Below are 24,327 nucleotides of genomic sequence, written 5' to 3' on the forward strand. Positions count from 1 at the left end.
CTCACCCAACGCATAGGGTTCGCCGTCATGGCTGCCGCTGTCGTGGCGGTCGGGGCAGGATGCGGGTCCGACGACTCCGATACTCCCACCGACGTAGCGACGACCGACGCTCCGGACGTGTCGGCACCGCCGAGCAACGTCCGGTGGCAGGACTACCAAACAATCGCGTTGCCTGTCGCAGATCAGGGACCGAAAACCAACTCCGGTTCCGGCCCGGTCAGCGGCTTCACCCACGATCCGCAGGGCGCGGCGCTCGCTGCGATTCAGCAGACGGTGCGGCTTTCGGTCGCTCCGGATCACCAGTGGCCCGGTGTCGTGGCCGCAGGTGTTGCGCCTGGTCCTGCTCGTGACGACTTCGCGATCAGCCGACAGCTGCTCTCGTTCACTGCCCCGCCGGCTCCAACAGAAGCACCGAAGATCGTGGGCTACGAGGTCAGCGACTACAACGTCGACAACGCAGCGGTGACAGTGTACTCCGCGTTCCCCGATCAGTCATTCGCAGCATCACAGGTAACGGTGGTGTGGTCGGGCGACGACTGGAAGCTACTGCTCCCAGGCGACGACGAGACCAGCGGCCGGGTGAGTTCGGTCGACGGGCTTCCGTCGTCGGCGATTGCATTGGCGGCCAACCGATGAGGGCCACGAAGCAGCAGCCGCAGAGCAGCGAGGAAGAGTCCTTCATCGGTCGCAAATGGACGTTCTACCTTGCGCTGATCATCGTGGTCGTCGTTGTAGTGGGCGGGGTGATCGCCGTGGTGATCAATCGCAGTAAGACCGACGAACCGACCCCGCAGCCTCAACCGGGAACGACGATCGCTCCTCAGCAAGACCGCTCGGACTGGGGATTGCCGTACATCGACGAACTCGGCTTCCGGGTCGAAGTACCACCGAATCCGAACGGTGTCGCTCTCGATCAGGATCGTTCCGGCCAACCGGACCGGGGCGCGGCTGATTACGCAGCACTTCCGCCTGCCGGGGTGATGTGGCAGAAGGTGCAGAACTTCCCGATGCCGTTCTCCACATCGGACGGACCGTCCAAGGTCGACGACGCCCTGGCCACCGGTTTCGCCCAGACACCCCAAGGTGCAGCGCTTGCTGGGATCAGTCTGTGGAATCGAGCAGCGTCGAGCGTCGAAGGTGCCCTCGACGTGATGGAAAAGCGCACGATCGCCGCCACACCTGAACTTGAAGCTGAACGGGCGAACAACATTTCCAACGCGAAACAACACCTGTCCAACGGTGAAACCGGCCGCGTATCCGTTCCACTCATCCGGCAGGAGGCGTACCGCCTCAAGTATTGGTCGCCGGACTACGCCGTTGTCGAATACGCCGGGAACAACGTTTCCGGCAACGGCTGGACCACCGTTCCGTTGGAGTTGCTCTGGCGGGACGGGGATTGGTCTCTAAAGCTCACACAACGCAACGCCGACGAGGTCGGCCAGACTCCGACGTTAGCGGGGTGGACGCGGTGGCCAGGAAAGTAGTCCTCGCGCTCGTCCTCGCGCTGTTGGTCATGTTCGGGAGTGCGTCTGTCGCCTCCGCGCAGGATGTCCCACAAACTCCCGGGGATTCACAGACCGAGGAAGAGGATTCGAGCGGTCTGTGCAACACCGTCGGGGGCATCGCTGGAGGAATAGCTAACGTCATCATTCCTGGCAGCGGCGCCCTGATCAGCCCAACTGCCGGAGGAATCTGTGATGCCGGAGGTAATCCGGTCACTGCGGTGACGTCCTTCGCCGGCGACAAAGTCAACGAGATGTGGGATTCGCAGTTCGGCGACATCGTCAAGTCGTTCCTCGAGGCTATGGCTCAGGTGCTGACGATGGCGATGACGTGGTGGATCAAGCTGCCAAATCCGGACCTGGCGAATTCGACTCCGCTCCAGGCGATCACGGAGTACACCGGCTGGATTCAGTTGGCACTGCTGACCGCGTCGGTGATTTTCATGGCCATCAAATTGGCGGCCGCGAAACGTCACGCCCTGCTCAACGAAGCGGAGGAGACGTACAAGGCGTTGGCGCGCACGGTGTTCGCGACGACGATGTTCGCCTCGATCATCGCGTTGGCCACTCTTGCCGGTGACCGGTTCGCCGAGTGGATCGTCGACGACACCTCGAACAAAGACCCGATCGGGATGGTGAACTCGATGCTCGCGGTCAGTGCCTTCACCGGTGCTTCTCCGGGGCTGCTGTTCGTGATCGGCCTGGTGGGGATCTTGGGCGCGCTGGCTCAGGCTGCGTTGCTCGTGGTTCGTCAAGGGTTGTTGATCGTGGCTGTCGCGGCTGTGCCGGTTGCGGCCGCTGCGTCCGGAACGAGTACCGGATCGCAGTCGTACCAGAAGTTGGTGTCCTGGATTCTCGCGTTTCTGCTGTTCAAGCCCATCGGCGCGCTGGTGTATGCGATGGCATTCCTTTCCGCTCAGGACTCGGCGCGGATCACCGAAGGCGAGACGCCGTCGGCGGATCAGTTCCAGCAGTCCTTGATCGGCATCATCTTGCTCGCGCTCGCCGCTGCGGTACTGCCGGCGTTGCAGCGGTTGATCGCTCCGGCGGTCGCAGCCGTGGGGTCCGGCGGCTCGGGCGCGGCGGCGACGGGCATGGCATTGATGGCCGGTGCTGCGGCATTTACCGGCGGCAAGTCGATGGCGGCCGGTAAGTCGGCCGGCGCAGGCAGCAAGTCTGCGGGCGCATTCAGCGGCGGACCCGGCGGCGGAAACAGCGGCGGGTCCTTCGCAGGCGGCGGTCGTCCGGGCGGTGGCGGCGGAGGCGGTGGCGGTGGCGGCGGAGGTTCACGCGGCGGCGGCCGCGGAGGAGCGTTCGGTCAGCCGCCGAACACGCGGACCTCTCCGGCATCGGGCCGCACGTCCCAAGGTGCCAGCGGATATCGCAGCGCGGGCAGTGGCGGCAAGGGTTCCGGCGGCGGATCGAAGGCGAGTAAGGCGATCGGCGCAGTCGGCTCCGGCGCGAAGTCCTCCGATCGCGGCGCGGGAGACCTTGCCGGGGACCGGTATTCGAGTAGTCAGACCGATCTGGGAAGGAACACGATTCGGCGATGAGCACCACAAACGAGAACGGTTTGCTCTATACGGGCTGGACCAAGCCACGTAATTCCGGGTTGTTCGGTCTGACGTGGGGCACGACGATCGTCTGCTTCGTGCTGGTGATCGCGGTTATGGGATCGATGTTGGTCGGTGGTTTCAAGGTCGGCCTGACGGTGTTGGCGGTTTCCGTCGTCGTTGCTGCCCCGCTGGTGTGGGGCAGGGACGGACGGAGTGGATACGAACTGACGGTATTGAGAATGCAATGGCTCCGGACGCGCCGTCGGCGCGAAAACATTTACCGCGGTGGACTGTTCTCTGAAATCCCCGGCGGGAAGGCACTTCTGCCCGGCGTGGCCGCGGACACGAAACTCTACGAGGGTGAGGACGCCGCCGGGTACCGGTTCGGGATGATCCACATGCCCAAACTTCACCTGTACACGGTGGTCCTCAAGGCGTGGCCGCAGGGCGATGAGGCGGTCGATCAGTCGATGATCAACGAATGGGTGGGGGAGTGGGGCGTCGTCCTCGCCTCGATGGGTCAGACCTCGGACGTGGTCTCGGTCGTCCCGGTGATCGACTGCGTGCCCGAGACCGGAAACCGGTTGCTGGCGGAGGTCATTCGCCAGACCGAACCGGATGCACCGCAGTTGGCGCAGGACTCGAATTACGAGGCGGCTGAACTGTTCGCCACCGAGCAGGCTCAACTTCTGCCGCGCTTGGCGGTCACGTTCCGAGCGACCACCGATGCTCGTAAGAAGGACCCTTCGGAGCAGGCCGTCGAAATCGGTCGCAGGCTTCCCGGTCTGTGCGCCGCGATGCGCTCCGCCGGAGTCGGTGTCCGCCCGATGGCAGCCTCGGACGTCATTTCCTTCGTTCGCCGCTCGACTGATCCGGCCTCGCAGGAAGACATCGAACGCGCCGACGCGACGGTGGAAGGACACGGGTTGGACTGGTCCGACGCCGGCCCGATCTCGCACGAAGAACGCTTCGACCAGTACATCCACGACGGTGCCCGCTCGGTGACCTGGGAAATGGAGATGGCGCCGACCGGCGCGGTCGACGAAGGCGTGTTGCGCCGCATCCTCGCTCCGAACCCCGACATTCCGCGTAAGCGGGTCGCGATCGTCTACCGCCCGCACACGGCCGCGGATGCAGTCAAGATCGTCGACAACGACTACAAGAACGCTCTGATCGCCGAACAGGGCGGCAAGGGCATCGGCTCGGTCACCGCAACGTTGAAGGTGGAAGCGACCGCCCGTGCCCGTGAGGAACAGGCGCGTGGTCACGGACTGGTGCGGTTCGGCATCTTGATCACCATCACCGAACCTCTCGACGGGGACATTCCGGCGATCGACGCGATCATCAAGGACCTGTCCGTGCAGGCGCGGTTGAAGGTGCGCCGCGCGTACCGCTACCAGGCGGCCGGGTTCTACGGCTCCCTCGGCATCGGCGTCATCTTGCCCGAGCACGCCTCCATGCCGTCGGCGATGGCCGGATAGGGGGCTCGGTCATGGTCAAGCTCCTCACCGAAGAACAGCGCCGGCAAGTGCTGGCACGCTCCCACGGCCCCACCTTGGCCGGTGTACTGGCTCGCCATCACCTCAAGATGGACGACAAACGTCGCCGGAACCTGGAGGCGCAGAAGGCAAGCGAAGAACAAGAAGGGTTCCTCCTGCCTGCCCTCAAGCTCTCCGACCGCGGCTATCGCGGTGCGGGCGGTGGCCGGATGGCCTCGGTCGGCCGTCAGGTCGAATACCGTGCCTCCTCGGCGCAGGCGGCCGGCATGTGGCCGTGGGCCGTCGGAGCTGGTGCTCCGCTGATCGGGACACCGGTCGGGCGTCATCTGCTCACCGGCGCCCCGGTCCTGTTCGACCTGTTGTCCTGGTTCGTCGAAGGCCTGATCACCGCCCCGGTCGGGTTCGTTCTCGGACTCAACGGTTACGGCAAGTCCTCGTTCGTGCGCCGGATGGTTCTCGGCGGCGTCGCGCAGAAAGTGACCACCCTCGTTCTCGCCGACGTGAAGCCGGACTACCGCAATCTGATCGAGGCCGTCGACGGTCAGGTCATCGACCTCGGATACGGGTACGGCCGGGTCAACCCTCTCGCCGGTGGTGTCCTCGGCTCGATCCTGCCTCGACTGGCGGTGTTCCCGGAGCTGGCCCGCAAGATGCTCACCGAACTACGGGCACGCCAGTTGCAGACCATGTCCGGACTGATCGAACTATCCCGTGGCAGTGCGGTGCGCGACTACGAGGAAACGATCATCTCGTCCTGCATCGAGATCCTCTACAACGAAAAGGGCTTCACCGCGGAGAACCCGCCGTTGATCGAGGACATGTACAAGCTCGTCAAAGAAGGCCATCCGGAGCTGATGGAGAACGCGGCCGCCGTCGGCGAGCACGAGTACCGCGAAGCGACCCGCGATCTGCAACGTTCTCTGCGCGGCCTGGTCAAGGGCTCGTTCGGTGAAATCTTCAACGGCCACACCACCACCGAGATCGACCTCGACGCCCCGGCGATCTGCATCGACGTCTCGCACATCCCCGAAGGCCACACCCGTCTCAAGGCCGCGGTCATGTTGGTGTGCTGGTCCGACGGCTTCGCCGCCATCGATGCCGCCCACGCCCTGGCCGATGCCGGCCTGGGACCGCAGCGCCGCTTTCAAGCTGTCATGGACGAGCTCTGGCAGGTGCTCGGGCTGGGTGAGTTCATGGTCGATCGCGTCAACTCGCTGACCCGATTGAACCGCACGATTGCGACCGCGTTGTGGATGATCACGCACACGATCACCGACCTCGAGGCCATGGGCTCGGTGTCGGCGGCGAACAAAGCGAAGACGTTCATCGAACGTGCCCGCGTGAAAGTCATCGGCGCTGTTCCGGAAGCGGAAATCGACCGCCTCGAACGGATCGTGAAGTTCACCGGCACCGAAGCCGACATGGTCACCGGTTGGTCTTCACCGCCTGCTCGCACCGGTGAGCGGCGTAAGGAAGGTGAGCCGAAAGAGCCGCCGCCCGGTCAGGGCAAGTTCCTGATCAAGGTCGGTGAGACCCGCACTCCCGGAATTCCCGTGCAGCTGATCTTCACCCCGTCGGAAATCGCGTCCGGCATTCACGACACCAATTCCCGGTACGGCGACCTCACCTCGGACGCCGTGAGCGATGACGACAGTTTCGAAGGAGAGGGCGCGGCATGATCGCCGAACGCAAGTACAAGTCGCTCACCCCGCAATTGCGGGCAGCCGCGGTCAAGAAGGTCGCCGAACTGAGCACCGAAGTGTCCTCGCGGTGGAAAGCGATCGTGCTGATCGCCGAAGCGTTGGAAGTGCACCCGAACACCCTGCGGAACTGGGTCAACGCAGATCCGGAGATGGCCGCGACCAGGCGCGTCGACACCGCTCGTCTCGAACAAGAGCACCGAGTCCAGCTCGCGGCCGCCACGGAACTGATCAACGAACTCTCCGATCACCTCCACGGCCGCAGGCAGTAGGGGCAGGTCACTTCGGTCATGGACGTGAAAAAGATCGGCGCATTCTGCGGCGCCGCGCTGCTGGGTTTGGTGATGATCGTGGTGGTCATCATCGGCCCGGCCACGGAGAATCCCGATTGCGTACCCGGCGGAGGCCGGGTCGGATCGGTGGCTCCCGCCGGCTCACTGGTCAAGCCGACCAAGAGCAGCGAGACCACCGATACTTCGGGATTCGGTGCGCGCTGGGGAACCCAACACCAGGGCATCGACCGCGCCGGTCCCGTCGGAACACCGATCTACGCGTTCACCGACGGCCGCGTTGTCGCTGCCGGCCCCGCCGCCGGATTCGGCAACTGGATCATTCTCGATCACCAGATCGACGGGAAGGTCTACTCGACCGTCTACGGGCACATGTTCGACGACGGCGTTCTGGTCAAGGTCGGCGACCAGGTTTCCGCTGGTCAGGAAATCGGCAAGATCGGCAACGCCGGCGAGTCCACCGGCGCGCATCTGCATTTCGAGGTCTGGGACGGTGGCCGCTTGCCCGACGGTGCCGGAACCGCAGTCGATCCGGCGCCCTGGGTCGACAAGGCCGCCGAACCCGGTGCCGCCGCCCCGACTCCCGCACCAGGACAGGAACCTGCACCGAGCAACCCGGCTGAACCGGGCACCGGCGGGCTCAATTCCAGCCAGCTCGCTCTCGCGAAGCAAGCGGTGGCCGTCGGGGAGTCGATCGGAGTTCCCGATCAGGGAATCGTCGTCGCCCTGGCCACGATGAGCCAGGAGAGCACGTACCGGATGCTTGCCAGCTCCAACGTCCCGGAATCGCTGCAATACCCGCACGACGGCGTCGGCTCCGATCACCTCTCGGTCAACCAGTACCAGCAGCAGGTCACCATCTGGGGAACCGCGGAAGAGCTGATGAACCCGGTGACCGCGAACGTGAAGTTCTACGACGCCCTGCTCAAAGTGTCGGGCTGGCAGTCCATGCCGGTCACCGTGGCTGCTCAGACGGTGCAGGGCTCGGCGCACCCGGAGGCGTATGCCGACGACGAGCCGCTCGCCCGTCAGCTCGCCGCCCAGTTTAAGGGCGCCGGCAAGGACCTCACTCCGCAAGAGTTGGCCGACATCGCCAAGGTCGGTGTTGCGACCGCCGTCGTCGACGGCGGTGTCGGTGTCTGCACTCCGGGAGTCTCGAACTCCGGCGGACCGCAGTTCAAGCCGGGTGGACCGTTCGGTGCGAATGTCATCGCGGCCGCGTCCCGGTGGATCGGTACGACGTACGCGTGGGGCGGCGGCGATCAGAACGGACCGACCAAGGGCATCAGCGACGGCGGCGGCGGCGGAGATGCGAACGGCGATCCGAACAAAGTCGGCTTCGACTGCTCCGGTCTGACGCTGTACGCGGTGTTCCAGGCCTCCGGCGGACAAATCCTGCTTCCACACTTCACCGGAAGCCACGGCAACCCAGGGCAGCTGTACGACGCGCGGGGACAGGACATTTCGTTCGATCAGAAGCAACCCGGCGACCTGATCTACTTCGGCGCCGGTGGGGACACCCACCACGTGGGCATCTACTACGGCAACGAAAACGGCCAGGACATGCTGCTCAACGCCCCGCAGTCCGGGCAAACCGTCTCCATCATGCCGCTCTCGGGTTGGGCCGGCGAAGACATGTACGTCAAGCGTTTCGGATAAAGGGAGAACACGATCATGACTCGCACACGCAACACTGCGGCCGCTGCCCTGCTGGCCGGGGCGCTTCTGCTCGCCGGATGTGGTTCCGGAGGCGACGGCCACGACAACCATCCCCTCGACGAGGGAGGCCCCGCCGACAGCTCACTGACGACCCCGCCCCCGCCGCCACTGCCGGGTGCGTTCGCCGGAGTCGACCAGAACGATCCGGAATCGGTCATGGTCGGCGCAGCGCAAGCCCTGTTCTCCTACGCCCCCGCCGAGGATGCGAACCAGCTGGCCGCAGCGCAGCGTGCCGCGCCGCTCTTCGACGAGCGGTACTACTCGGAGAACTCCGGTTCCTTCATCGCCCTCGCCCCGATCACCGGCAAACAGTGGCAGAGCTGGGCGGACGAGGGCGCGATCGTCACAGCATCGGCGAGTGTGACCAGCGACGAACACCCGGCCGATCAGCCGGCGAAAGTTTCCCGCGTTCTCGCGGTGACACAAACAGCAACCACACCGGAGGGGAAACCATTGAGCAGCAACACCTTCGCGGCATACATGAGCGCGACCAAACTCGGCGTCTGGCGCGTGAGTGCGGTGGCCGTGCGATGAGCCACGAACTTCTCTACGCGACCGGAACCGCTGCCGGTGAGCCGGCGGCGGCACTGGGCATCGCCCTCGAAACCTTGCAGGAGCTGCTCGGCGAATTGGAGTCGAACAACACTTTCGTTGTCGTGCAGGGACATTCGCACACCATCACGCCCACATCCGTGCAGCAGCCAGGGATGATGCGCAGCGAACGCCCCGGCTACATTGCCACCGTCACCACCGTCGTGGAGATCTCATGAGCGGGGGAGCGCACCGGCTGCTGAACTGCGCTGTTGCGCTCGCGGTCGTCGGGGCCGGTGTCTGGGGAACGGTCACTGTTCGCGAGTTGATCGCACCGGTCACCGATTCCGCGGCGTCGACGTCGGGTCAGGTGGTCCGGGTCGTCGACGGCGACACTGCCGATGTCCGTTTGGATTCCGGCGAGGATCTGCGGGTCCGGATCTTGGGGATCGACACTCCGGAGACGGTCAAATCCGATGCTGCGGTGCAGTGTTGGGGACCGGAAGCAAGCGCCTGGGCGCACACGATGCTCGACGATGCAGCGGTGACGTTGACGGGCGACCCTCGCACCGGCGATGTCGACCGATACGGCCGATCGCTGCGTTACCTGACCTTGCCGGACGGCACCGATTACGGCGTACTTGCGGCGCGGTCGGGCATGGCGCGGGCGTACGTCTACGGCAACACACCTATTGAGAAGACAGCGGAAATAGCTGGGGCGCAAGAGGATGCGCGTTCGGCAGGAATCGGACTCTGGGGTCCGCCGTGCAACGGAGAGGCAAACTGATGAGTACCAGGGCAGTGAAAGATCCATCAGCTTCGGACGGGCTGTTGCCGGCAGTTCTCATCGCCGGTCTGGTGGCGGTGGTCGGCGGCAGCGTGTGGGCGGGCATCCACCTCGGGACCGACCAGACCGCGCCGGGAAACCCGATCGCGATCGTCAAGGGCTTGATTCGAGGTGAACTCGTGTGGGAGACCGGGGCGACCCTGGTGGTTGCTCTGGTCCTGGCAGCAGTGATCGCTCTCGTGGTGGCCACGGCGGTGCTGGTGCGGCGGGTGCAGGGGGAGAAGACCCGCATCGACGCGAAAGCGAAGGTCATGGGCACCGGACGCGATATCAAGGGCATCACCGAGAAGGAATGCCGCTCGATCGCGTACAAGAGCTTGGGCATGAAGGAAGAGCTCAAGGACCGAACGAAAGCGGTCGGGGTGCAGATCGGTAAGCACCTGCTGACCGGGCGGATGCTGCGCGGCAGCTACCAGGATCTTCACTGCGACATCTGGGGACCGCGTACCGGTAAGTCGTCCTCGCGGGTCATTCCGGCGATCCTGTCGGCGCTGGGAGCGGTGTTGACCACGTCGAACAAGCGTGACGTCGTCGACGCGACTCGGGCATGGCGGTCGGTACGGCTGATCGACCGGGAAACAGGAGACAAGGTCAAGGCGCGGTCTGTGGACTGGGGAACCTACAGCGACCCGGCCAAGCCCGTCGCGAAGGGCAAAGTGCATGTGAACACCCTCGTTCCGCGGAAGGTGTGGGTGTTCGATCCGCAGGGCGTCGCCGGTGAGGAGCCGACGTGGTGGTGGAATCCGTTGTCCTGGGTCACCGACGAGGTCAAGGCCGCTGACCTGGCAGAACACTTCGCTGCCGGTGACGACGGAGTCGAGGCGAAAAAGGACCCGTTCTTCGATCCGGAAGGGCAAGACCTGGTCGCCGGGCTGCTCCTCGCGGCCGCTGTCGACAACCGTCCGATCACCGATGTGTACCTCTGGGCGACACAGGAGACCAACGACGAACCTGTCGCAATCTTGAAGGAGGCGGCCGGCGGGAAGTACGCGATGCAGGCGAGTGGCCTGGCTGCGCAGTACAACCAGACCGAAAAGCAGCGTTCGGGTGTTTTCACCACGGCGAAGAAGATGATTCGCTCGCTCAAGCTCTCCGCGGTCCATCCGTGGGTGCGACCGATGGGCCCGGGGGACAACCGCCCGCATTTCGATCCTCGGGCGTTCGTGGCGAACGACGAGACGATGTACAGCCTCTCGAGAGAAGGCAACGGTTCGGCCGGTCCGCTGGTCACAGCCCTGACGGTCGCGATCATCGACGCCGCTGAGCAGCTGGCCACCAGCTCACCGAAGGGCCGTCTACCCAAACCGCTGATTGCAGCTCTCGACGAGGTCGCCAACGTGGTGCGCTGGACGAAGCTCCCCGGCCTCTACAGCCACTACGGCTCACGCGGCATCCTGATCATGGCGATCTTGCAGTCCTGGTCACAGGGTGAGGACGTGTGGGGCGCCAAGGGCATGAGCAAACTGTGGTCCGCCTCGAACGTGCGCGTCTACGGCGGCGGTGTCGCAGTCGACGACGGCAACTTCCTCAAGGACATGTCCACCGCGATCGGTGAGCACTGGGAAATCACCGGCTCCGTCTCCAACAGCGGCAACGGTCGCAGCGTCTCCAAACATCGCAGCAAGGAACGCACCCTCACCGAAGCCGAACTCGAAGCGCTACCCCGCGGCCGCGCGGTCGTACGTTCCTCCGGTAACTCACCAACCCTGGTGAAGACGGTGCCCTGGTGGGAGGGACCGAACAAGGACGCTGTCGTGGCCTCGATCAAGGTTCACGATCCCGAACCGGAGAAGACCCTGGCGAAGGCCGTCACCAAGGTCGGCGCCGTCGACGCAGTGGAGTTGGTCGCATGAGCACCGATTTCGATTTCCCCGGATTCGCCGACGACTTCGAGCCGCCACCGGAAGGCGCCTACGACGAGGTACCGATCGACGACCCCGCGCCGGCTGTTGATCCTGGCATCGCCGCGCCCGCCGAACCTGCCGGTGCACTCAGTGCGCAGATGGAAGCGTTCGTGGCACGGGCGATGGACAAACGGATCAGCCAAGAAGCGGATGCGATCGCGGCCGCGAAGTTCGAGGAGATGCTCACTCCCGAACTGCACACCCAACTCCAAGAAGCCGCACAAGCACGCCTCGCCGCGCAGCTCGCGGCGGCGCTCAAGATCCCCGACGATCCCGAACCCGAGCCGGAACCACAGATGGTGTTCGGCTCGGCAGAAGAATTCATGCGCGACTGGCTCGCCCCGACCTACCGCCGCCAGGTGACGGACACCCCTTCGCGGGTGTGGTGCCCGCAGTGGTGGAAGCACGAAGAAGCGGTCAACCGCGTCGAAGCTCTCTGGCGGGCGTGGGAGTACCTACGCCTGGATGCGAAGACCGGCATGAGTGTGTGGTGGCGCGATCACGCCGATCACCACATGGAAAAGCTGTTCGCGGGCGATGGCCCCTTCAAAGCGTGCTCGGCCGAGCGGGGCCACAAAGGTTCCGTGAAGCCGCTGCCTACCGACAAGGCTCCGGACGCACTGTTCCCCGATCAGCGCGAGACGTGAACCCCCGCGAAACCGCACTTTCGGCCCGCACCCGGCGGACCGGTCCGACGAAAGGTGAGAACAGATGTCCGATGACGAAGTAGGCACGATCGGCCGCGAAATGGGCATGGCGATGCGCGTGGCCATGCAGGTGATGAGCCGACTCGCCGAGCAGATGGCACGCTCCCGCGAACAACGAATGCGGGACGCACAGCATCGCAGCGAACAGGCAACTCGCGAGTACGCCGAACGTCTCAAGGTCGAACGGACGGCCGCCGAGACGCAGCTGCGAGGAGTCTCGGACAAGCAGTGGTGGGATCACGCCAAGCCGGAGGCGATCACCGACGCCTACTTGCAGGCAAAGGCGTGGAGCCCTGAATCGGAGATCGCCGCCCAGGCCGCACACAAGATCCGCTCCGAAGTCCACCAGCGATACGGCTTCGACGTCGACAACGATCAGGCAGCACGGGACTTCCTCGCCTACGGCCGTGCATACAAGGACGTCGCGGGTACCGAGCAGAAGCGGGCCGCTCAGGATCGCGTCGAAGCTGGTGCCGCGATGACCGCGGCCGAGAGCGCCGACCGTAAAGCCGAACGCGCGGCGGTCGAGCTCGAAGAAGCGAAGACGTGGGCGCGGGAGAACACTCCGGAATGGTTCGCCGTCTGGGAGCAGACGTACGGACCTGAGGCGGGGAAGGAAGAACGGAGCGAAGCAGAGAAAGAACTTGTCGGGGACTGGCAGCGGTCGCAGCCCGAAACGTCGACGACAGTCGAGGAAGGCAACCGCGTCCAAGGCGGCGATGAGCGCGGTGAAGCCGTCGAGAAGTACGACTCCGCGGACCGGCGCACCGCGTTCGCGAACAGTATGCACGCTGCCGGCGTCGACGCCGAAGCGATCGCGGCGCGGATGTCCGCCGACACTGCGCAGGGGCGTCCCGCTCGGGATGCTGTCCGCACCGGACCGGGCAAGCCGCCAGTCGCGCGGAAGGGGAAGCCGAACAAGTCCCAAGGCCGCGACCGGCAACACGCCGGCCGGTAGGGACTCGACTGGAAGGTCCCGCGCACGTTGTGTGCGGGACCTTCCAGTCGACGTTCTAACCGGTGATACCTCCGATTGCGAGGGCTCGATCAGCGAATTCCTGTCCGGCTACTGTGGCGATCTGTGTTGAAGCCACCGCGAGCGTGGACCGAAGCCAGTCCATGCCTCGTTTAGCTCCTTTGCGGAGTATCCCGTCGATATCGTCGAGAACATCGTCGAGATCCTCTTGATCAGCATCGACGACTGCTCCCGCCATGTCTTCCCTGAGCACCCGCAGTGCCTCGAGTGCCTCGTCAAGGGTCATGCCGGCAGTGATGTTCACAGTCGCAATGTTGGTGTGCCCCTGTCCTCCGAGCACCTGGTTACCGACGGTCATAGTGCCGTAGTTATCGGACGAAATCTTCGAAATATTGGTCACCGAGGTCCGATCGATAGGAGAAGCGAGGATCAGATAAGGGTCTCGCAATGCGCGTCGGCCGACCGAGGTGGTTTCCACATAGAAAAACTCCCCGTTCGCCTGTTTACTGCCTGTGAGCATCCCGAGTTCTTCCAGTTCCTCCGCAGTATGTCGAATCTCCAGTGGTGTCAACGCACCGGTGAAGTCTTCACCCAGTGAGCTTTCCACGAGCCCTTGAGTGCTGTTATAGGACGAAATCCACTGAAGGACCCGACGGGCAAGCATCTCCGCGCGGTGGCTCTCACGCGCATTGCGCGCGGGCACAGAGCCCGCAGAGGTCAGTATGAAATCGAAGCTTCCATCCATGGTGGCAGTGCGATCGATGTAACCCAACCCGCTCAGTTCCTCGTACACGGTGAAAGCATCAGAGGTGGGACAGACGTCGTCGGGCAAGGAATCCGACTGTGGATTGTCGGACAACCAACGTAGGGCGCAAAGGGCACGAAACGTCAGACTCAAAATTTCCTCGATTCGAAGTGCGCCCACGCGGAACGCATCCTCATAACTTCTCGGTCTAGCCGAACGTCCCGAGACAGGAACTCGACAGTGCCGAAACTGCGGCGATGGGTAAGAATGCTGTAGTCCTTTGAACAAAAACGTCTGTGGCGTCCGGATCGGGACCATAAGCGTCATGAGCTGGGTACCCGGACTACATTTTCGAACTTGAGGAAGGCCGGGGAGCGATAGATGTCTCCCCGACCTTGCCACTGTTGTCGAGCTACTTCTTCTTGGATTCGACGACCGTGGTCTTCGGATGACTCTTGGCGTAGCCCTTGGTCACGTATTTACCGGTAATCGCACTCCGTGCACTTCCTTTGGAGCTGCGTCCGCTGTTCTTGGCCATTTCACCTCCTCTCCTGGATCCCAAGCAGATCGGGGATGCGACAGGGCATCCCCCAGATCTGTTTTACGGAGTGATCCGGGTAGTTCGGGTGACGGTGTTGACCTTGACGGGAACGGTCTTCGTGGTGGTGGATCCGCCGCGACGGATCTTGACCGGCACGCGGACAGTCTGGGTCCGTCGAGTTGTATTCGTACTTCGGGTCGGGCTCACGAGGAGCCTCCTTAGATTTTCAGCGCCGGCACAAAAACCTGTCCTCACCCACGGGCCCGACTCGGCGGGCCCGACTTGTCAGGTGTACCGTTGCCAACGCATCCTCAGAAAATGCAACAACAAGCACCCCGACTGGCGGACAGCCCCTGGTCGGGGCATTTGTGTTTCTCCAGCGCTCAAGACACTACACCTAGTGGCCGACAGGAACACATAACGCGAGATGTTGTGACTCACATCGTTGAAATTCACACGCCGCCCACTGTCCTCGAGCTCTTTTTACAGGGGATCCGACATTGCGACATTGGACAGCAGTCACCACTTACTGTCACTGCGCTTAAAGAAACGATGGCCTCCGAACGCAAACGCCTGCGGCCTTCCTTCACTGACCACAGGCGCCCTGAACTGCTCAACTCTCGATTGAGTGGACTACATCATCACGAGTTCGCGAACCTTACCCGTCTTCGGATCCTCGATTTGAACGGTCTTACCTGCCCGGGTCTGCTGTTCAACAAAATGCGCAACAGAGACTGCGCGGCGGACAGCTTCAGTGACTGAGACGCCGTACGCCTCTGCGATTTCCCGAAGGGCGTCAGCGGTCTCGGCGTTCATGTTGACACTGAGCCGAATCGGCTTGGCCTGCTCAGCGGCAGAGGTGGTGGTGGGGACTTCATGCTTCTGTTCATTCATTTTTTCTCATCTGACCTCTCTGGTCACCGAGCGTTGGAGATCTTTCGATCTCACGTCGGTCTCACGCGGTCCGCACTGGTCATATGCGGAATCATTGGCCTAGGCAGGGCCTGCAAAGTACTTGTGGAACCGACATCTCACAGGTTCGCCGTTCGTTTGGGCGAACCGTACCCAACAATAGCCGCAAGTGCGCCCTCAATGCAACAAATATACGTACGCAAACCATACGCAGACCACCCGCAACCCACCCGCAAGTCATACGCAAAACGCAGTATGTACGCATTGAGTACACACCACATGTGTTCGACATGTGCAGCGGGCCACTGCTGGCTGCTACACTTGCCTGTACAGAGCCTCGTACGGAAGAAGCGGGCCCGACCACGAAGGGCACCGCCGATGAGCAACGAAGACCGTGCTGAGGACGAAACGGGTTCCACGAGTCCCGGTGAAGCCGAGCGGGCGCCGGAATGTCAGAACAAGTTTTGGATTTTCGGGAACTATCCCGAGAGCCACGCTGGGCTGAATATAGAAGGGTACGAACACATTTTCCCGGTGGTCGTGACAAATCTGGCGATGTTGCCCTCGCTGAGCCCGGAGGACCTAGCTGATTTGGTGGGCATGGACCGCCTCCTCGGCCCCGGGGAGAGAAATCCAGCAATTTCTCATCTCCCCGAGCATGGTCCCAGCTTTCACAGCCCTCCCTTCGGAAAGCCGGAGGAAGAATCACTAAACTCCACATCATTCGTTGAGGACGAGCGCCCCGCCTCCGCAAACTTGAGCCACTTTTGGACACGCGAGGTTGGAGAAGACCAGTCAGAAGATCGGTACGAAGAAGACGAAGCTCCTTCGCCATACGGCAGGTTGAATGTTTTCGTTCTTTTCGCCGAGGAAGAGCCTGAAGATGACGCAGCCTCCAGTTGAAGGCACTTCACCCGGTTCCTTCGAGGAAGACCTTCCGCCATCGACGGCGGGCCTGGTTCCTATGGCGCCCGCTCGCCCAACACACACAGACCAAACCCGTAGATATATCGCATACGGATTGCTCTGCTTACTTGGCTTATTAATTGGGGGGACGCTGCTTTCCTTCATCGCCGGCTGGCTCACAGTCGACGAGATGAAAGAGAGCGGCGTACTTATTACCCCAGTTTTCACCCTCGCCGGCACCGTCCTCGGCTTCTACTTCGGAGCAAACAAGAACTGAGTTCAAGCCTCATCCCGCGTGCGCGCGTATGAAAGTGCGCTCTGGTCAGAACGGGTTGTTCATCAGGTGACGTTCGATCAACGCTTTGACCGCCTGTACGGCCGCGGATGCGCGCGCCGTCGAACCACCGAACAAGCCGGCTTGAAGCGGCGGCCAGGCATCGCCTTCCGCCTGGCAGTTGTTCAGGTACTGCGCCCACACGGTGTTCGACTCGTCGAGCGACCAGGTTCGTTTCGCAAATGTGCCCAGCCACGGCTCGGCATGAACCTGACCGCCGTCCACGGCGTCGGCGGTAATCAGCGAGAAGAGCACCTCCGCTTGATCGAACAGCTTCTCGTACTCCGTCGAGAAGACCCCCACCTTGTCGAAGTTGGGTCGCAGCGTCTCTCGGATGTAGTGAGAAGCGGGAAAACTGGTTCTCCGGCGCAATTGGCCGGCCACGATCGCTCTGAGCATTTCCTCGGTCAGAGTTCCCTGCTGATTCGAGAGCAGTGCTTGTGTGATTGCCTCGCTGTGGAGTGAGTAGTAGGGGGAGGCGCCGACGATCATGGGGCGATAGAAAGTAACTCCGCCGAACTGCTCGGATACATCGAGTTTGGCGTCGCAAGTCAACGCCTGAATCAGGCGATAGTTGCCCTCTCGGAGGGCTGCAACCGTGGCGGCGTACATCAAGAGCGTCGTCGGAAACAGTGCTAGCCCCGTCAAGTATTTGGAGCGTGCTGGCTGGATGAGTGAGCCAGGCTCCGACGCGTCGACTCGCGTCGCTGCGATGACATCGAGCGTTCGTTGAAAGATCGGAACGTAGTCCGCTGCTCCCCACATGCCCGCGCAAATAAAGAGATCGATCGCCGGATCCGCGACGTCGCGGTAAGTGCCGGCGCGATCGACCATCTGCCGTACCTGACTTGCGGAGTCGCTTCCGGGGACGAATGCCGGAGGGAACTTGTCGATGTCCTGGAGTTCGCTGTATACCGGGCGCAGGATTCCCTGAACGCCGCGATCGACGCTGGGTTTCTGCCCCGGCGTGCTGATGATGCGCTCCAGCTCTTCGAGTCGAGATCCGACGGGAATAGCTGCGGTGGGGATGGCTGTCGATGCCAAAGTGGTCGGGGCTGAACCCGGTACCGGCGCAGTGGTCGGGGTTGATCCCGGCACTACGGGTGCAGCGGTGGGCGCTGAGCCAGCTGGAGGCTCTTCATCGAGCAGCGTTTTGATCTGGCTCACGAGTTCCTGGCCGTCGGCCGCCTTGCTTTCGCCGAAGAAATCGAGGAACTGAATGTCGCTGAGGAAATCGCCGTTCCCGATGTTGTATTCAGGGATCTCCGAGTCGTCGAAGCGAACATTGAACAACCACATAGTTTCGGGACGCCGCTTGCGTAGTTCACCGGCTGCCAGGTCGAGTTCCTCGTTCTGGCCGTTCCGTTTCTTCTTCTCCGCAGTCTTGGAGTAGCACGCCACGAACGCGAGGCTGTTTTGCGTGATGGCTTTCCGGATCTCGGCCTTCCAACGTGTGCCACCAAGTATCGACTTCCGGTCTATCCAGACTGAAAAGCCTTCCGCCTCCAACAACTCTTTGAGTTCGTCGGCGACTTGACTGTCCTCGCGAACATAAGACAGGAACACATGGCCCGGACGCGGGGGAGCAGGATTCGACACCCCGACATCTTACTGGTCGTCCGGTTTTCACTTGCGGCTTCGCTCTGGGCCGGCCGGTAGTCAGCTCTACCAAGAAGACCCCTCACATGACGTGCGGGGTCTTCTTCACTGGTGCTGTGGACTTGGTTCACGTTCCGCTCGGCGGCGTGGTTGGCGCGATTCGCAAGAGGTTCGCGATGTCGTCATTGAACTTTCCGCGATGGGTTTGAGCCCATTGGGCGGTCTTCTCCGCTGATTCGGTTAATGCTTCTGGTGTGGCCGCACGCGGGCCCTCCGGCAACAACTCCAGATCGGAGAGTGATCCGATCAACCGTGGCAAAGGCTCGGCGCCATCCCAGGTGTCGAGGATCGCCGCCAGAGTCATCAAGTGCGATAGCCACTGCTCAAGCAGGGTCTGACGAACAATCGCCTCCAGCCCCACGAACGAGAACGGTATTGAGTTTCGCTGTAGCTCGGGCGCTTCGGCGAAGGTTGAGATACGGAGCAGATGGTAGGCAGCAACAGTCTTCGCGGCACGCGTCAGGACGGAAGGTCCGAGCGCAATTGTCAGTGTGCTCGCCGAGTCCGACAGTCTCACGAACACTTCTCTGGAACGGGTGAAGATCGCCCGGAAGTCGGCTTCGTCTGTACCGTGTCGGCCGTACGAGCCATGAATCTCTGCGAGCTCTACAAGAGCCAGTCGGGCGTCCTCGACGTAGCGCTGTGCGTAGGCGCGTCGACGTTCTTCCGTAACCAACCGGCGGTCGTGCGCGAACTGTTCCGCGATGAGTCCGGCGTCGTGCTTGAACTGTGCCTTGAGAAATCGGTAAGCCACGTACAGAGCGACGAGGGAGACGATCAACGGAAGTCCGGTGTCTGCGAGCCACTCGGCGTTCCATATCTGCGACCAGAAGTTCTTCACGGCACATTTGAGCACAACAGCCAGACACAGGTCCGCACCCTGCGCGTTACCGGAAAGGTCTGGTCACACGTCTCGTCCGGTGTCGCGGCCGCGGTCGGGTTGTGCGGCGGTGCGCGGTTTGGGTTCGAGCTTCGGTGGGATCGGTGACGGGCGCACTGCTTCGGTGGGGCTGCTCGGGTACGACAGGCGCAGGGACTTCTGTGCGGCGTCGATCTCTGCTTGCTCTTCGGCGGTGTAGGTCCGTTCGACCGATTCGGGTGCCGTCTCCGGTGTCGTGGTGCTGACCTCGTGGGCGGGTTCGTCGCGTTCGGCGACCGCGACGGAACCAGTCTCGGCGGATCGTTGTGCGGCGGCGTTGAGTCGTCGGTGTACCGATTCGAGTTGCACTCGGCTGACGGTCTCGAGTTGGGCTGCGTAGGCAGCGGCTCCTGCCGCGCGTGATGATGCTGCGATCGCTTCGGTTGCCTTCATCAGTTGCCGCAGTAACAGGGCGTAGCCGGCGGCTGCGTTCAGTCCCGGCTTGCATTGCATGACGATCATCGCTGCGCCGCCCGCGGAGACGATGCCGGCCTTCTTCGGGGCGTGCTGGTGTGCGGGGATCTGCGCGGACCGTGCGAGTTGGACGGACGCTCTCGCGAGCGGGCCGGGTGTGGCTTCGACTTGGGAGGACCACGCGGCGAAGACACCGGAGGTTCGTCCGGCGGCGCGTGCCCACTGCGCTCGGTCGGTGACCGGAATGCTGGTGAGGTAATTGTTCCACTGTTCGATGTCATGCGCGGCGCGTGCCAACAGTTCGGGATCGGCGATGACGCTCTCGCGTCCTTTACGCACTGCGGGCTTCTCGCGTCGTGCTGCGCGCCATTCTGCGACGGCTTCACCGGAGCTGGTGGGGGTGTCTTCCCATTCCTTGCGGAGGCGGGGGAGTGTGAGGTCCTTACCGAGGTGTCCGCCGCCGTAGAAGATGGGCTTGGCATCGGTTCCGGTGGCATCGCGGTCGGGTCTGACGGCGACCTTGTAGCCGACTACGACGTCATCACGTCCGGAGGCGAAGCGGGGCCGGACGATCAATCCTTGCCCGCGAAGTCGGCGTACGAATTCCGCTTCGGACTTCGACGATGTTGCACAGGCGCGCACGCGCCGTGCAAGGAGATCGCGGTCGAGTTCGGTCTGCCCGTTGCGTACTGCGCGCGCATTTTCGGCGCGGTGGTATCCGCGTTCGCCGGTCTTGCTCTGGCGGGACTCGATGACAGCGAGGCCGTGTTCACGTTCGATGCGTGCGGCCGCCACGCTTGCTCGTTTCCAGTCACGGTAGAGGTTGACCTTGGTTCCGTCTTCGCGCACGGCGGATGCGGCGATGTGGATGTGGTCGTTGCCTTTGGCGGACACTCCGTGTCGGACGGCGACCCACCTTGCGGGACTGCGACCGGAGGTTTCGGTGAAACCCATTTCGTCCATGAACTCGGTGGCGATCTTGTTCCACTGCTCGTCCGTCAGCTCGCCTTCGTCGGCCCTGAGCGAGAGCGAGCAATGCCAGACATTTCCGTCGCGATACGGGTCGATCGGATCGCGAACCTTCTTGCCGTGACTGTCGCGAACGTCTTGGCCGGCATCGTCGCGCAGGTAGCTCGGGATCTTGATTTCGGTGCCGAACACTTTGCGGGGCTGGTCGATCTGCTTGCCGATCGCGAGAGCGTCGACACCGCTGAGTTCGTTGTCGTCGTGCCACGCCATGATCGCGTAGTCACCGGCAACAAGATGCGGGTCGGTGTGCTCGTTGCTCGTGCCCGGACCAGCGAGGTACGACATCAGTCCGGTGACTTTGGCACCGCGGGAAATCTTGACGATCACGGCGCGGACATCTCGTCGAGGGTGCCGTGAATCCGGTCGGCCAAACGCCGCACGCTCGCCAATGCGCCGTGCAGTTCGGCGGGGATTTCTCCGGTCGCGTTGGTGGCTTTGGCCATCTGGTTGATGTTGATCGAAATCGCGGACAGCAACCGGAACGCGGAGAACAACTCGGCGGCAAGATCGCGCCGATCAGTAGCAGTCTCACCGGAGTCGGAGAGGGCGGACTCGACCATCAGACGAGCCACTGTGATGCGTGCTTCCTGCGCACGGCGCAGCAACTCGGACTCCTCCTCGGGAGTCACCTTCACCACGTGCCGGCCAGCTCGACCGCCCGGCACGTTCTCCCGGCGTTCACGACGGAACCGGCGGGGTCGACTGACCTCGTCTTCACTCATGTCCGTCGTGCCTCCCTTCGGCCCAGCGCAGCGCCCCCACCACGTGGGGCTACACGCTAGTGTCTCAGGTCCAGAGCGCAGCGGCAAGACCTGACCCAACTTAGGGCACCTAAGTTACTATCTTGCTCTGCCGGGGCCCAGATTTCGGGGTCACTTCCGTTCGGAGTCTCGTCCCCGAAATCTCAAAAGCGCCAGGACGAGCCCGCGAGTTCCTCCGGTCTCGAGTTCGTCCCCATTTGGGGGCTGGTCCCGATTGTGGGTGCCTGAGACGCAGCGGAGCGGAGAGGGAAATCTCGGGCATCCATATGAGGATCAGAGCAGTCCCGATCTGTGGGCGAATCTCGGAGAAAAGAAGATGCGCCGCGCGGAGCGCGTCGATACGCAGTTCGGGTGGTTGATGTTGCCCACAGGCGGGCACCGGGGTTCTCGGCATTGGGCACACACCAGATTCCTCCGCTCCGCGTCTGGTGTGCACACAACGCCGCCCCGGACACCCACCCGGGACAACGGGACGAGTCTCCGCGAGTTGCGCTTAGCGCACGTTCAGTGGTGCACGGACGGGCGAGATTTCTCCTACGATGTAGCGCATGAACACGACACCGAACACACCAGATTTCGACGCACTCGACGCAGCTATCAAGGCGGAAGCCGAAGAGAAGATGAAGATCATCCGTGTGGTGGCGACTGCACACAAGGAGCTGCTCGACACGCGTGAGGAGTTCGCCCGCAAGGATGCCGCCAACGTCGGCAACCTCGATGCCGCGATCAGTGAAGCGCTCCGTGTCGGATTCACCGAAGCGTCGATCAAACAGTGGCGTGTGCCGGCTGCGCGGAAGTCAGCAGCCAAGCGGACGGCGACGAAGAAGCCGGTGGCGAAGAAGATCGAAACTTCGCCGGCCGCCTCGCCGGCCACTGAATCCGGTGAGCAGAAGAGCGCTTAGGACGGCGCACGGTGACCACACCGGCTGTTCGCTCGGGGACGACGCCGCTCACTGTTGTTCGCTCGCGCTACGAACTGATGAGGGACGCGTGGTACCGGTTGATTCCGGCGCGTACGCAGATTCGGTTCTTGTCGACGGTGCTGCTGGGTTACGCGATTCACAACGCTGCGTATGCCGTGGACGACCCCACTCGCGAGAACCTCAAAGACGCGTTTGTCTCGTGGCTGTTTTGGTTGGTATTTGCTCTTGTCCCGCCGATCGCAAAAGCAAAAGCCGGCGGCCGTTGGCCGCGCATCCGATCGGTGGCCCGCTCGCTGCGCGTCACTTGGGTGCGGTCGATCCGGTGGTTGGGCTTTGTCATGCCGCGACCGAACTCGCAGATGTCTGCGTGGAGAAGGATCGGGTTGTGGGTTCTCCTGATTCCGGTTCTCGTCGCGATCGGAAACTATCTCCTCTTCGCATATGGCGTGAATCTGGATACGTGGTTTCCGGTCACCGATCCGGACACCATCGCCGCGAACGAGGCTCGGAAGGAATTTCTGATCCGGGGTGGAATCTTCACCGCAGTGACCGGGGCTTTCCTCCACGCAGCACTACCGGAGGAGATTCTGCACCGGTCCGGCGTTCTCGCCGTCCAGCGTTGGAAACCGTCGAATCGTGTTCTGATTCTGTCGGTTGCCTCGGTCATGCTCGTGCTCTTCGCTTTCGCTCACCTGAAGTTCGGTTTCGGCAATGTGGTGTCGGCGTTCATCGGCGGCGCACTGTTCACTGCCCTCGCCCTGTACACCCGTTCACTGTGGCCGGCGATCGCTGCCCACGGATTCGCCAACCTGATCATCGAAGTGCAGTGGGTGCTGAACTCGTGACTTCTCCACTAGCTCCACGCACACAACGAAAGGCCCAGCCGTGAATGACAAGAACATCCCTGTGGAACGCTCCGCAGTCGAGGCCGCGATGTACCAATCGACGAAGCATCTGAACGTGATCACCGATGCGGATCTTGCCGCTGTTGTCGAAGGACTGACTGGCGAACCCGTTGCGCGTGCTCAGATCGATTTCGCGTTTCCCGCGCCGGGAACCACGGATCACTTGTTCGATTGATCTTCGGTGCGCCGCATTGCACTGGTGGCGCTCTGGGGAGCTGGCGCAGCGGTTGTTAGGGCTCGATGCCCGAACAACTGCCACCGCATACGGGAGCGGCCCCGACTTCTTCGCGAAGTCGGGGCCGCTGCCGATTTTCAGCTGTCGAGATTGTCGACGTCGACGCCGAAGGATCGCGCTGCGTCGGCGGCGATCGCGTGCAGTTGCGTGGTGACTGCTGCGGGCGAGACTGCGTGCTCGAGTGCGAAGTCGAGCAGGTTGCGCAGTGGGGTGTCGTGTTCGCCGTTGCCGTCGATCACTGCGGCTTGGGCGGCCTCGAGTGCGATGCCGGTACTGGGTCCGTCGCCGCTGATGTATGAGCAGTACGCCGCGACGGTGAGAATCTGGATGCGGGCGTTGCCGCGTACCTGGCGGGCGATGGTCGCGAACGCATGGGCGGCGGCGTGCTCGTTTCCGTTGGCGGTGAACATCAGGGCATCGCGTGCGGTGGGGCTGATGGTGGCGCACAGTCCGACACGGGCGGCCAGCTCGGCGTCCGGGTTACCGCGTGTGCGGATGAGTGTCGCGAGTTCGGTGACGGCGTGGCGAACGAAGTCCGGTCCCTGCGCGTGCAGCGCTGCGTGTGCGGTTGCGGTGTCCCCTTCGACGGTAACGGCGTAGCGGGTGGCGATGTCCTCGCGTGAGGCTGCGGTGGTGCGACCTTGTTCGACGGCGTTGTGAATGCTCAGCGTTGAGGCGTTCGGGTCTTCGGTGAGTCCGGTCGCGTAAGTGTCGAGGTCGGTCCACAACGCTCCGGCTTCGAGCGCGGTGACGTGCAAGGCGAGCATGTCGTGGATTCCGGCGTCACGGAATCCCTGGCGCAGGATCGCGATC

At 63.0% G+C, this 24,327-nt stretch carries 26 protein-coding genes; 18 read left to right on the forward strand and 8 right to left on the reverse strand.

Annotated features, from left to right (window positions below; genetic code table 11):
• Positions 1–27: 27 nt before the first annotated feature.
• From QRN54_RS29700 to QRN54_RS29760, 13 genes are all read left to right on the forward strand, one after another.
• On the forward strand, positions 28–636 hold the full coding sequence (locus QRN54_RS29700; protein ID WP_257217705.1) for a DUF8175 domain-containg protein: 609 nt from the start codon (positions 28–30) through the stop codon (positions 634–636).
• Positions 633–1,484 carry a DUF8175 domain-containg protein gene (locus tag QRN54_RS29705; RefSeq protein WP_019749782.1) on the forward strand — a complete coding sequence of 284 codons (852 nt, stop codon included), beginning with the start codon at positions 633–635 and terminating at the stop codon, positions 1,482–1,484. The genes QRN54_RS29700 and QRN54_RS29705 overlap by 4 nt, the downstream gene beginning before the upstream one ends.
• Positions 1,469–3,055 carry a hypothetical protein gene (locus QRN54_RS29710; RefSeq protein ID WP_285183751.1) on the forward strand — a complete coding sequence of 529 codons (1,587 nt, stop codon included), beginning with the start codon at positions 1,469–1,471 and terminating at the stop codon, positions 3,053–3,055. Before QRN54_RS29705 ends, QRN54_RS29710 begins: the two co-directional genes overlap by 16 nt.
• Complete coding sequence (locus tag QRN54_RS29715) at positions 3,052–4,539, forward strand: SCO6880 family protein (protein ID WP_019749780.1); 1,488 nt, start codon at positions 3,052–3,054, stop codon at positions 4,537–4,539. Before QRN54_RS29710 ends, QRN54_RS29715 begins: the two co-directional genes overlap by 4 nt.
• A gap of 11 nt (positions 4,540–4,550) precedes the next feature.
• Positions 4,551–6,236 (forward strand): putative type IV secretion/conjugal transfer ATPase, encoded by a 1,686-nt coding sequence (locus QRN54_RS29720; RefSeq protein WP_019749779.1) that lies wholly within the window; start codon positions 4,551–4,553, stop codon positions 6,234–6,236.
• Positions 6,233–6,529, forward strand: coding sequence for a transposase (locus tag QRN54_RS29725; RefSeq protein WP_019749778.1), 297 nt, complete (start codon positions 6,233–6,235; stop codon positions 6,527–6,529). The genes QRN54_RS29720 and QRN54_RS29725 overlap by 4 nt, the downstream gene beginning before the upstream one ends.
• Positions 6,530–6,547: 18 nt before the next feature.
• Positions 6,548–8,206: a peptidoglycan DD-metalloendopeptidase family protein gene (locus QRN54_RS29730; protein ID WP_019749777.1), complete on the forward strand. Its 1,659-nt coding sequence runs from the start codon at positions 6,548–6,550 to the stop codon at positions 8,204–8,206.
• 15 nt (positions 8,207–8,221) lie between these two features.
• Positions 8,222–8,800, forward strand: coding sequence for a hypothetical protein (locus tag QRN54_RS29735; protein ID WP_019749776.1), 579 nt, complete (start codon positions 8,222–8,224; stop codon positions 8,798–8,800).
• Entirely contained in the window at positions 8,797–9,036 is a 240-nt protein-coding gene (locus tag QRN54_RS29740; RefSeq protein ID WP_019749775.1) for a hypothetical protein, read from the forward strand. Before QRN54_RS29735 ends, QRN54_RS29740 begins: the two co-directional genes overlap by 4 nt.
• Positions 9,033–9,584 (forward strand): thermonuclease family protein, encoded by a 552-nt coding sequence (locus QRN54_RS29745; protein WP_019749774.1) that lies wholly within the window; start codon positions 9,033–9,035, stop codon positions 9,582–9,584. Before QRN54_RS29740 ends, QRN54_RS29745 begins: the two co-directional genes overlap by 4 nt.
• A complete protein-coding gene (locus QRN54_RS29750; protein WP_037134744.1) occupies positions 9,584–11,497 on the forward strand; it encodes a type IV secretory system conjugative DNA transfer family protein in 1,914 nt (637 codons plus the stop codon). The genes QRN54_RS29745 and QRN54_RS29750 overlap by 1 nt, the downstream gene beginning before the upstream one ends.
• Positions 11,494–12,195, forward strand: coding sequence for a DUF4913 domain-containing protein (locus QRN54_RS29755; protein ID WP_208722233.1), 702 nt, complete (start codon positions 11,494–11,496; stop codon positions 12,193–12,195). The genes QRN54_RS29750 and QRN54_RS29755 overlap by 4 nt, the downstream gene beginning before the upstream one ends.
• A gap of 64 nt (positions 12,196–12,259) precedes the next feature.
• Complete coding sequence (locus QRN54_RS29760; protein WP_019749771.1) at positions 12,260–13,213, forward strand: hypothetical protein; 954 nt, start codon at positions 12,260–12,262, stop codon at positions 13,211–13,213.
• A 55-nt stretch (positions 13,214–13,268) separates the two neighbouring features.
• Here QRN54_RS29760 and QRN54_RS29765 read toward each other — a convergent pair whose 3' ends face one another.
• From QRN54_RS29765 to QRN54_RS29775, 3 genes are all read right to left on the reverse strand, one after another.
• Positions 13,269–14,156 carry a hypothetical protein gene (locus QRN54_RS29765; RefSeq protein ID WP_210378502.1) on the reverse strand — a complete coding sequence of 296 codons (888 nt, stop codon included), beginning with the start codon at positions 14,154–14,156 and terminating at the stop codon, positions 13,269–13,271.
• 232 nt (positions 14,157–14,388) lie between these two features.
• On the reverse strand, positions 14,389–14,514 hold the full coding sequence (locus QRN54_RS29770; RefSeq protein WP_019749769.1) for a hypothetical protein: 126 nt from the start codon (positions 14,512–14,514) through the stop codon (positions 14,389–14,391).
• Between the two features lie 636 nt (positions 14,515–15,150).
• Positions 15,151–15,411, reverse strand: coding sequence for a ribbon-helix-helix protein, CopG family (locus QRN54_RS29775; RefSeq protein ID WP_019749767.1), 261 nt, complete (start codon positions 15,409–15,411; stop codon positions 15,151–15,153).
• A 396-nt stretch (positions 15,412–15,807) separates the two neighbouring features.
• On the opposite strand from QRN54_RS29775, the gene QRN54_RS29780 reads away from it, so the two are divergent.
• Together QRN54_RS29780 and QRN54_RS29785 are read left to right on the forward strand one after the other, a co-directional pair.
• Complete coding sequence (locus tag QRN54_RS29780; RefSeq protein ID WP_019749766.1) at positions 15,808–16,332, forward strand: hypothetical protein; 525 nt, start codon at positions 15,808–15,810, stop codon at positions 16,330–16,332.
• Positions 16,313–16,612 (forward strand): hypothetical protein, encoded by a 300-nt coding sequence (locus QRN54_RS29785; RefSeq protein WP_139047432.1) that lies wholly within the window; start codon positions 16,313–16,315, stop codon positions 16,610–16,612. The genes QRN54_RS29780 and QRN54_RS29785 overlap by 20 nt, the downstream gene beginning before the upstream one ends.
• 45 nt (positions 16,613–16,657) lie before the next feature.
• Here the strand turns inward: QRN54_RS29785 and QRN54_RS29790 are convergent, their stop codons facing one another.
• From QRN54_RS29790 to QRN54_RS29805, 4 genes are all read right to left on the reverse strand, one after another.
• Complete coding sequence (locus QRN54_RS29790) at positions 16,658–18,268, reverse strand: toll/interleukin-1 receptor domain-containing protein (RefSeq protein WP_100199326.1); 1,611 nt, start codon at positions 18,266–18,268, stop codon at positions 16,658–16,660.
• 127 nt (positions 18,269–18,395) lie between these two features.
• Positions 18,396–19,169 carry a hypothetical protein gene (locus tag QRN54_RS29795; protein ID WP_208722232.1) on the reverse strand — a complete coding sequence of 258 codons (774 nt, stop codon included), beginning with the start codon at positions 19,167–19,169 and terminating at the stop codon, positions 18,396–18,398.
• A 63-nt stretch (positions 19,170–19,232) separates the two neighbouring features.
• Positions 19,233–21,017: a relaxase/mobilization nuclease domain-containing protein gene (locus QRN54_RS29800; protein WP_208722231.1), complete on the reverse strand. Its 1,785-nt coding sequence runs from the start codon at positions 21,015–21,017 to the stop codon at positions 19,233–19,235.
• Positions 21,014–21,412 (reverse strand): plasmid mobilization protein, encoded by a 399-nt coding sequence (locus tag QRN54_RS29805; RefSeq protein ID WP_257217704.1) that lies wholly within the window; start codon positions 21,410–21,412, stop codon positions 21,014–21,016. The genes QRN54_RS29800 and QRN54_RS29805 overlap by 4 nt, the downstream gene beginning before the upstream one ends.
• A gap of 587 nt (positions 21,413–21,999) precedes the next feature.
• On the opposite strand from QRN54_RS29805, the gene QRN54_RS29810 reads away from it, so the two are divergent.
• From QRN54_RS29810 to QRN54_RS29820, 3 genes are read left to right on the forward strand one after another with little or no spacing between them, the layout of a single operon-like run.
• A complete protein-coding gene (locus tag QRN54_RS29810; RefSeq protein ID WP_054801595.1) occupies positions 22,000–22,353 on the forward strand; it encodes a hypothetical protein in 354 nt (117 codons plus the stop codon).
• Between the two features lie 11 nt (positions 22,354–22,364).
• On the forward strand, positions 22,365–23,219 hold the full coding sequence (locus QRN54_RS29815) for a CPBP family intramembrane glutamic endopeptidase (RefSeq protein ID WP_208722230.1): 855 nt from the start codon (positions 22,365–22,367) through the stop codon (positions 23,217–23,219).
• Between the two features lie 40 nt (positions 23,220–23,259).
• Positions 23,260–23,454 carry a hypothetical protein gene (locus tag QRN54_RS29820; RefSeq protein ID WP_021334494.1) on the forward strand — a complete coding sequence of 65 codons (195 nt, stop codon included), beginning with the start codon at positions 23,260–23,262 and terminating at the stop codon, positions 23,452–23,454.
• 137 nt (positions 23,455–23,591) lie between these two features.
• Here QRN54_RS29820 and QRN54_RS29825 read toward each other — a convergent pair.
• Positions 23,592–24,327, reverse strand: a 736-nt coding sequence (locus QRN54_RS29825) for a DUF4192 family protein (protein WP_285183782.1), incomplete at its 5' end; no start/stop codon positions are given.

The organism is Rhodococcus sp. MEB032, assembly GCF_030208925.1.
GTDB classification, from domain to species: domain Bacteria; phylum Actinomycetota; class Actinomycetes; order Mycobacteriales; family Mycobacteriaceae; genus Rhodococcus_F; species Rhodococcus_F qingshengii.

Coding starts and splice junctions, on each gene's coding strand:
- QRN54_RS29735 (WP_019749776.1), top strand. CDS start 8,222: ATGACTCGCACACGCAACACTGCGGCCGCTGCCCTGCTGGCCGGGGCG.
- QRN54_RS29705 (WP_019749782.1), top strand. CDS start 633: ATGAGGGCCACGAAGCAGCAGCCGCAGAGCAGCGAGGAAGAGTCCTTC.
- QRN54_RS29780 (WP_019749766.1), top strand. CDS start 15,808: ATGAGCAACGAAGACCGTGCTGAGGACGAAACGGGTTCCACGAGTCCC.
- QRN54_RS29755 (WP_208722233.1), top strand. CDS start 11,494: ATGAGCACCGATTTCGATTTCCCCGGATTCGCCGACGACTTCGAGCCG.
- QRN54_RS29725 (WP_019749778.1), top strand. CDS start 6,233: ATGATCGCCGAACGCAAGTACAAGTCGCTCACCCCGCAATTGCGGGCA.
- QRN54_RS29805 (WP_257217704.1), bottom strand. CDS start 21,412: ATGAGTGAAGACGAGGTCAGTCGACCCCGCCGGTTCCGTCGTGAACGC.
- QRN54_RS29730 (WP_019749777.1), top strand. CDS start 6,548: ATGGACGTGAAAAAGATCGGCGCATTCTGCGGCGCCGCGCTGCTGGGT.
- QRN54_RS29715 (WP_019749780.1), top strand. CDS start 3,052: ATGAGCACCACAAACGAGAACGGTTTGCTCTATACGGGCTGGACCAAG.
- QRN54_RS29760 (WP_019749771.1), top strand. CDS start 12,260: ATGTCCGATGACGAAGTAGGCACGATCGGCCGCGAAATGGGCATGGCG.
- QRN54_RS29700 (WP_257217705.1), top strand. CDS start 28: ATGGCTGCCGCTGTCGTGGCGGTCGGGGCAGGATGCGGGTCCGACGAC.
- QRN54_RS29720 (WP_019749779.1), top strand. CDS start 4,551: ATGGTCAAGCTCCTCACCGAAGAACAGCGCCGGCAAGTGCTGGCACGC.
- QRN54_RS29810 (WP_054801595.1), top strand. CDS start 22,000: ATGAACACGACACCGAACACACCAGATTTCGACGCACTCGACGCAGCT.
- QRN54_RS29750 (WP_037134744.1), top strand. CDS start 9,584: ATGAGTACCAGGGCAGTGAAAGATCCATCAGCTTCGGACGGGCTGTTG.
- QRN54_RS29740 (WP_019749775.1), top strand. CDS start 8,797: ATGAGCCACGAACTTCTCTACGCGACCGGAACCGCTGCCGGTGAGCCG.
- QRN54_RS29770 (WP_019749769.1), bottom strand. CDS start 14,514: ATGGCCAAGAACAGCGGACGCAGCTCCAAAGGAAGTGCACGGAGTGCG.
- QRN54_RS29785 (WP_139047432.1), top strand. CDS start 16,313: ATGACGCAGCCTCCAGTTGAAGGCACTTCACCCGGTTCCTTCGAGGAA.
- QRN54_RS29775 (WP_019749767.1), bottom strand. CDS start 15,411: ATGAATGAACAGAAGCATGAAGTCCCCACCACCACCTCTGCCGCTGAG.
- QRN54_RS29745 (WP_019749774.1), top strand. CDS start 9,033: ATGAGCGGGGGAGCGCACCGGCTGCTGAACTGCGCTGTTGCGCTCGCG.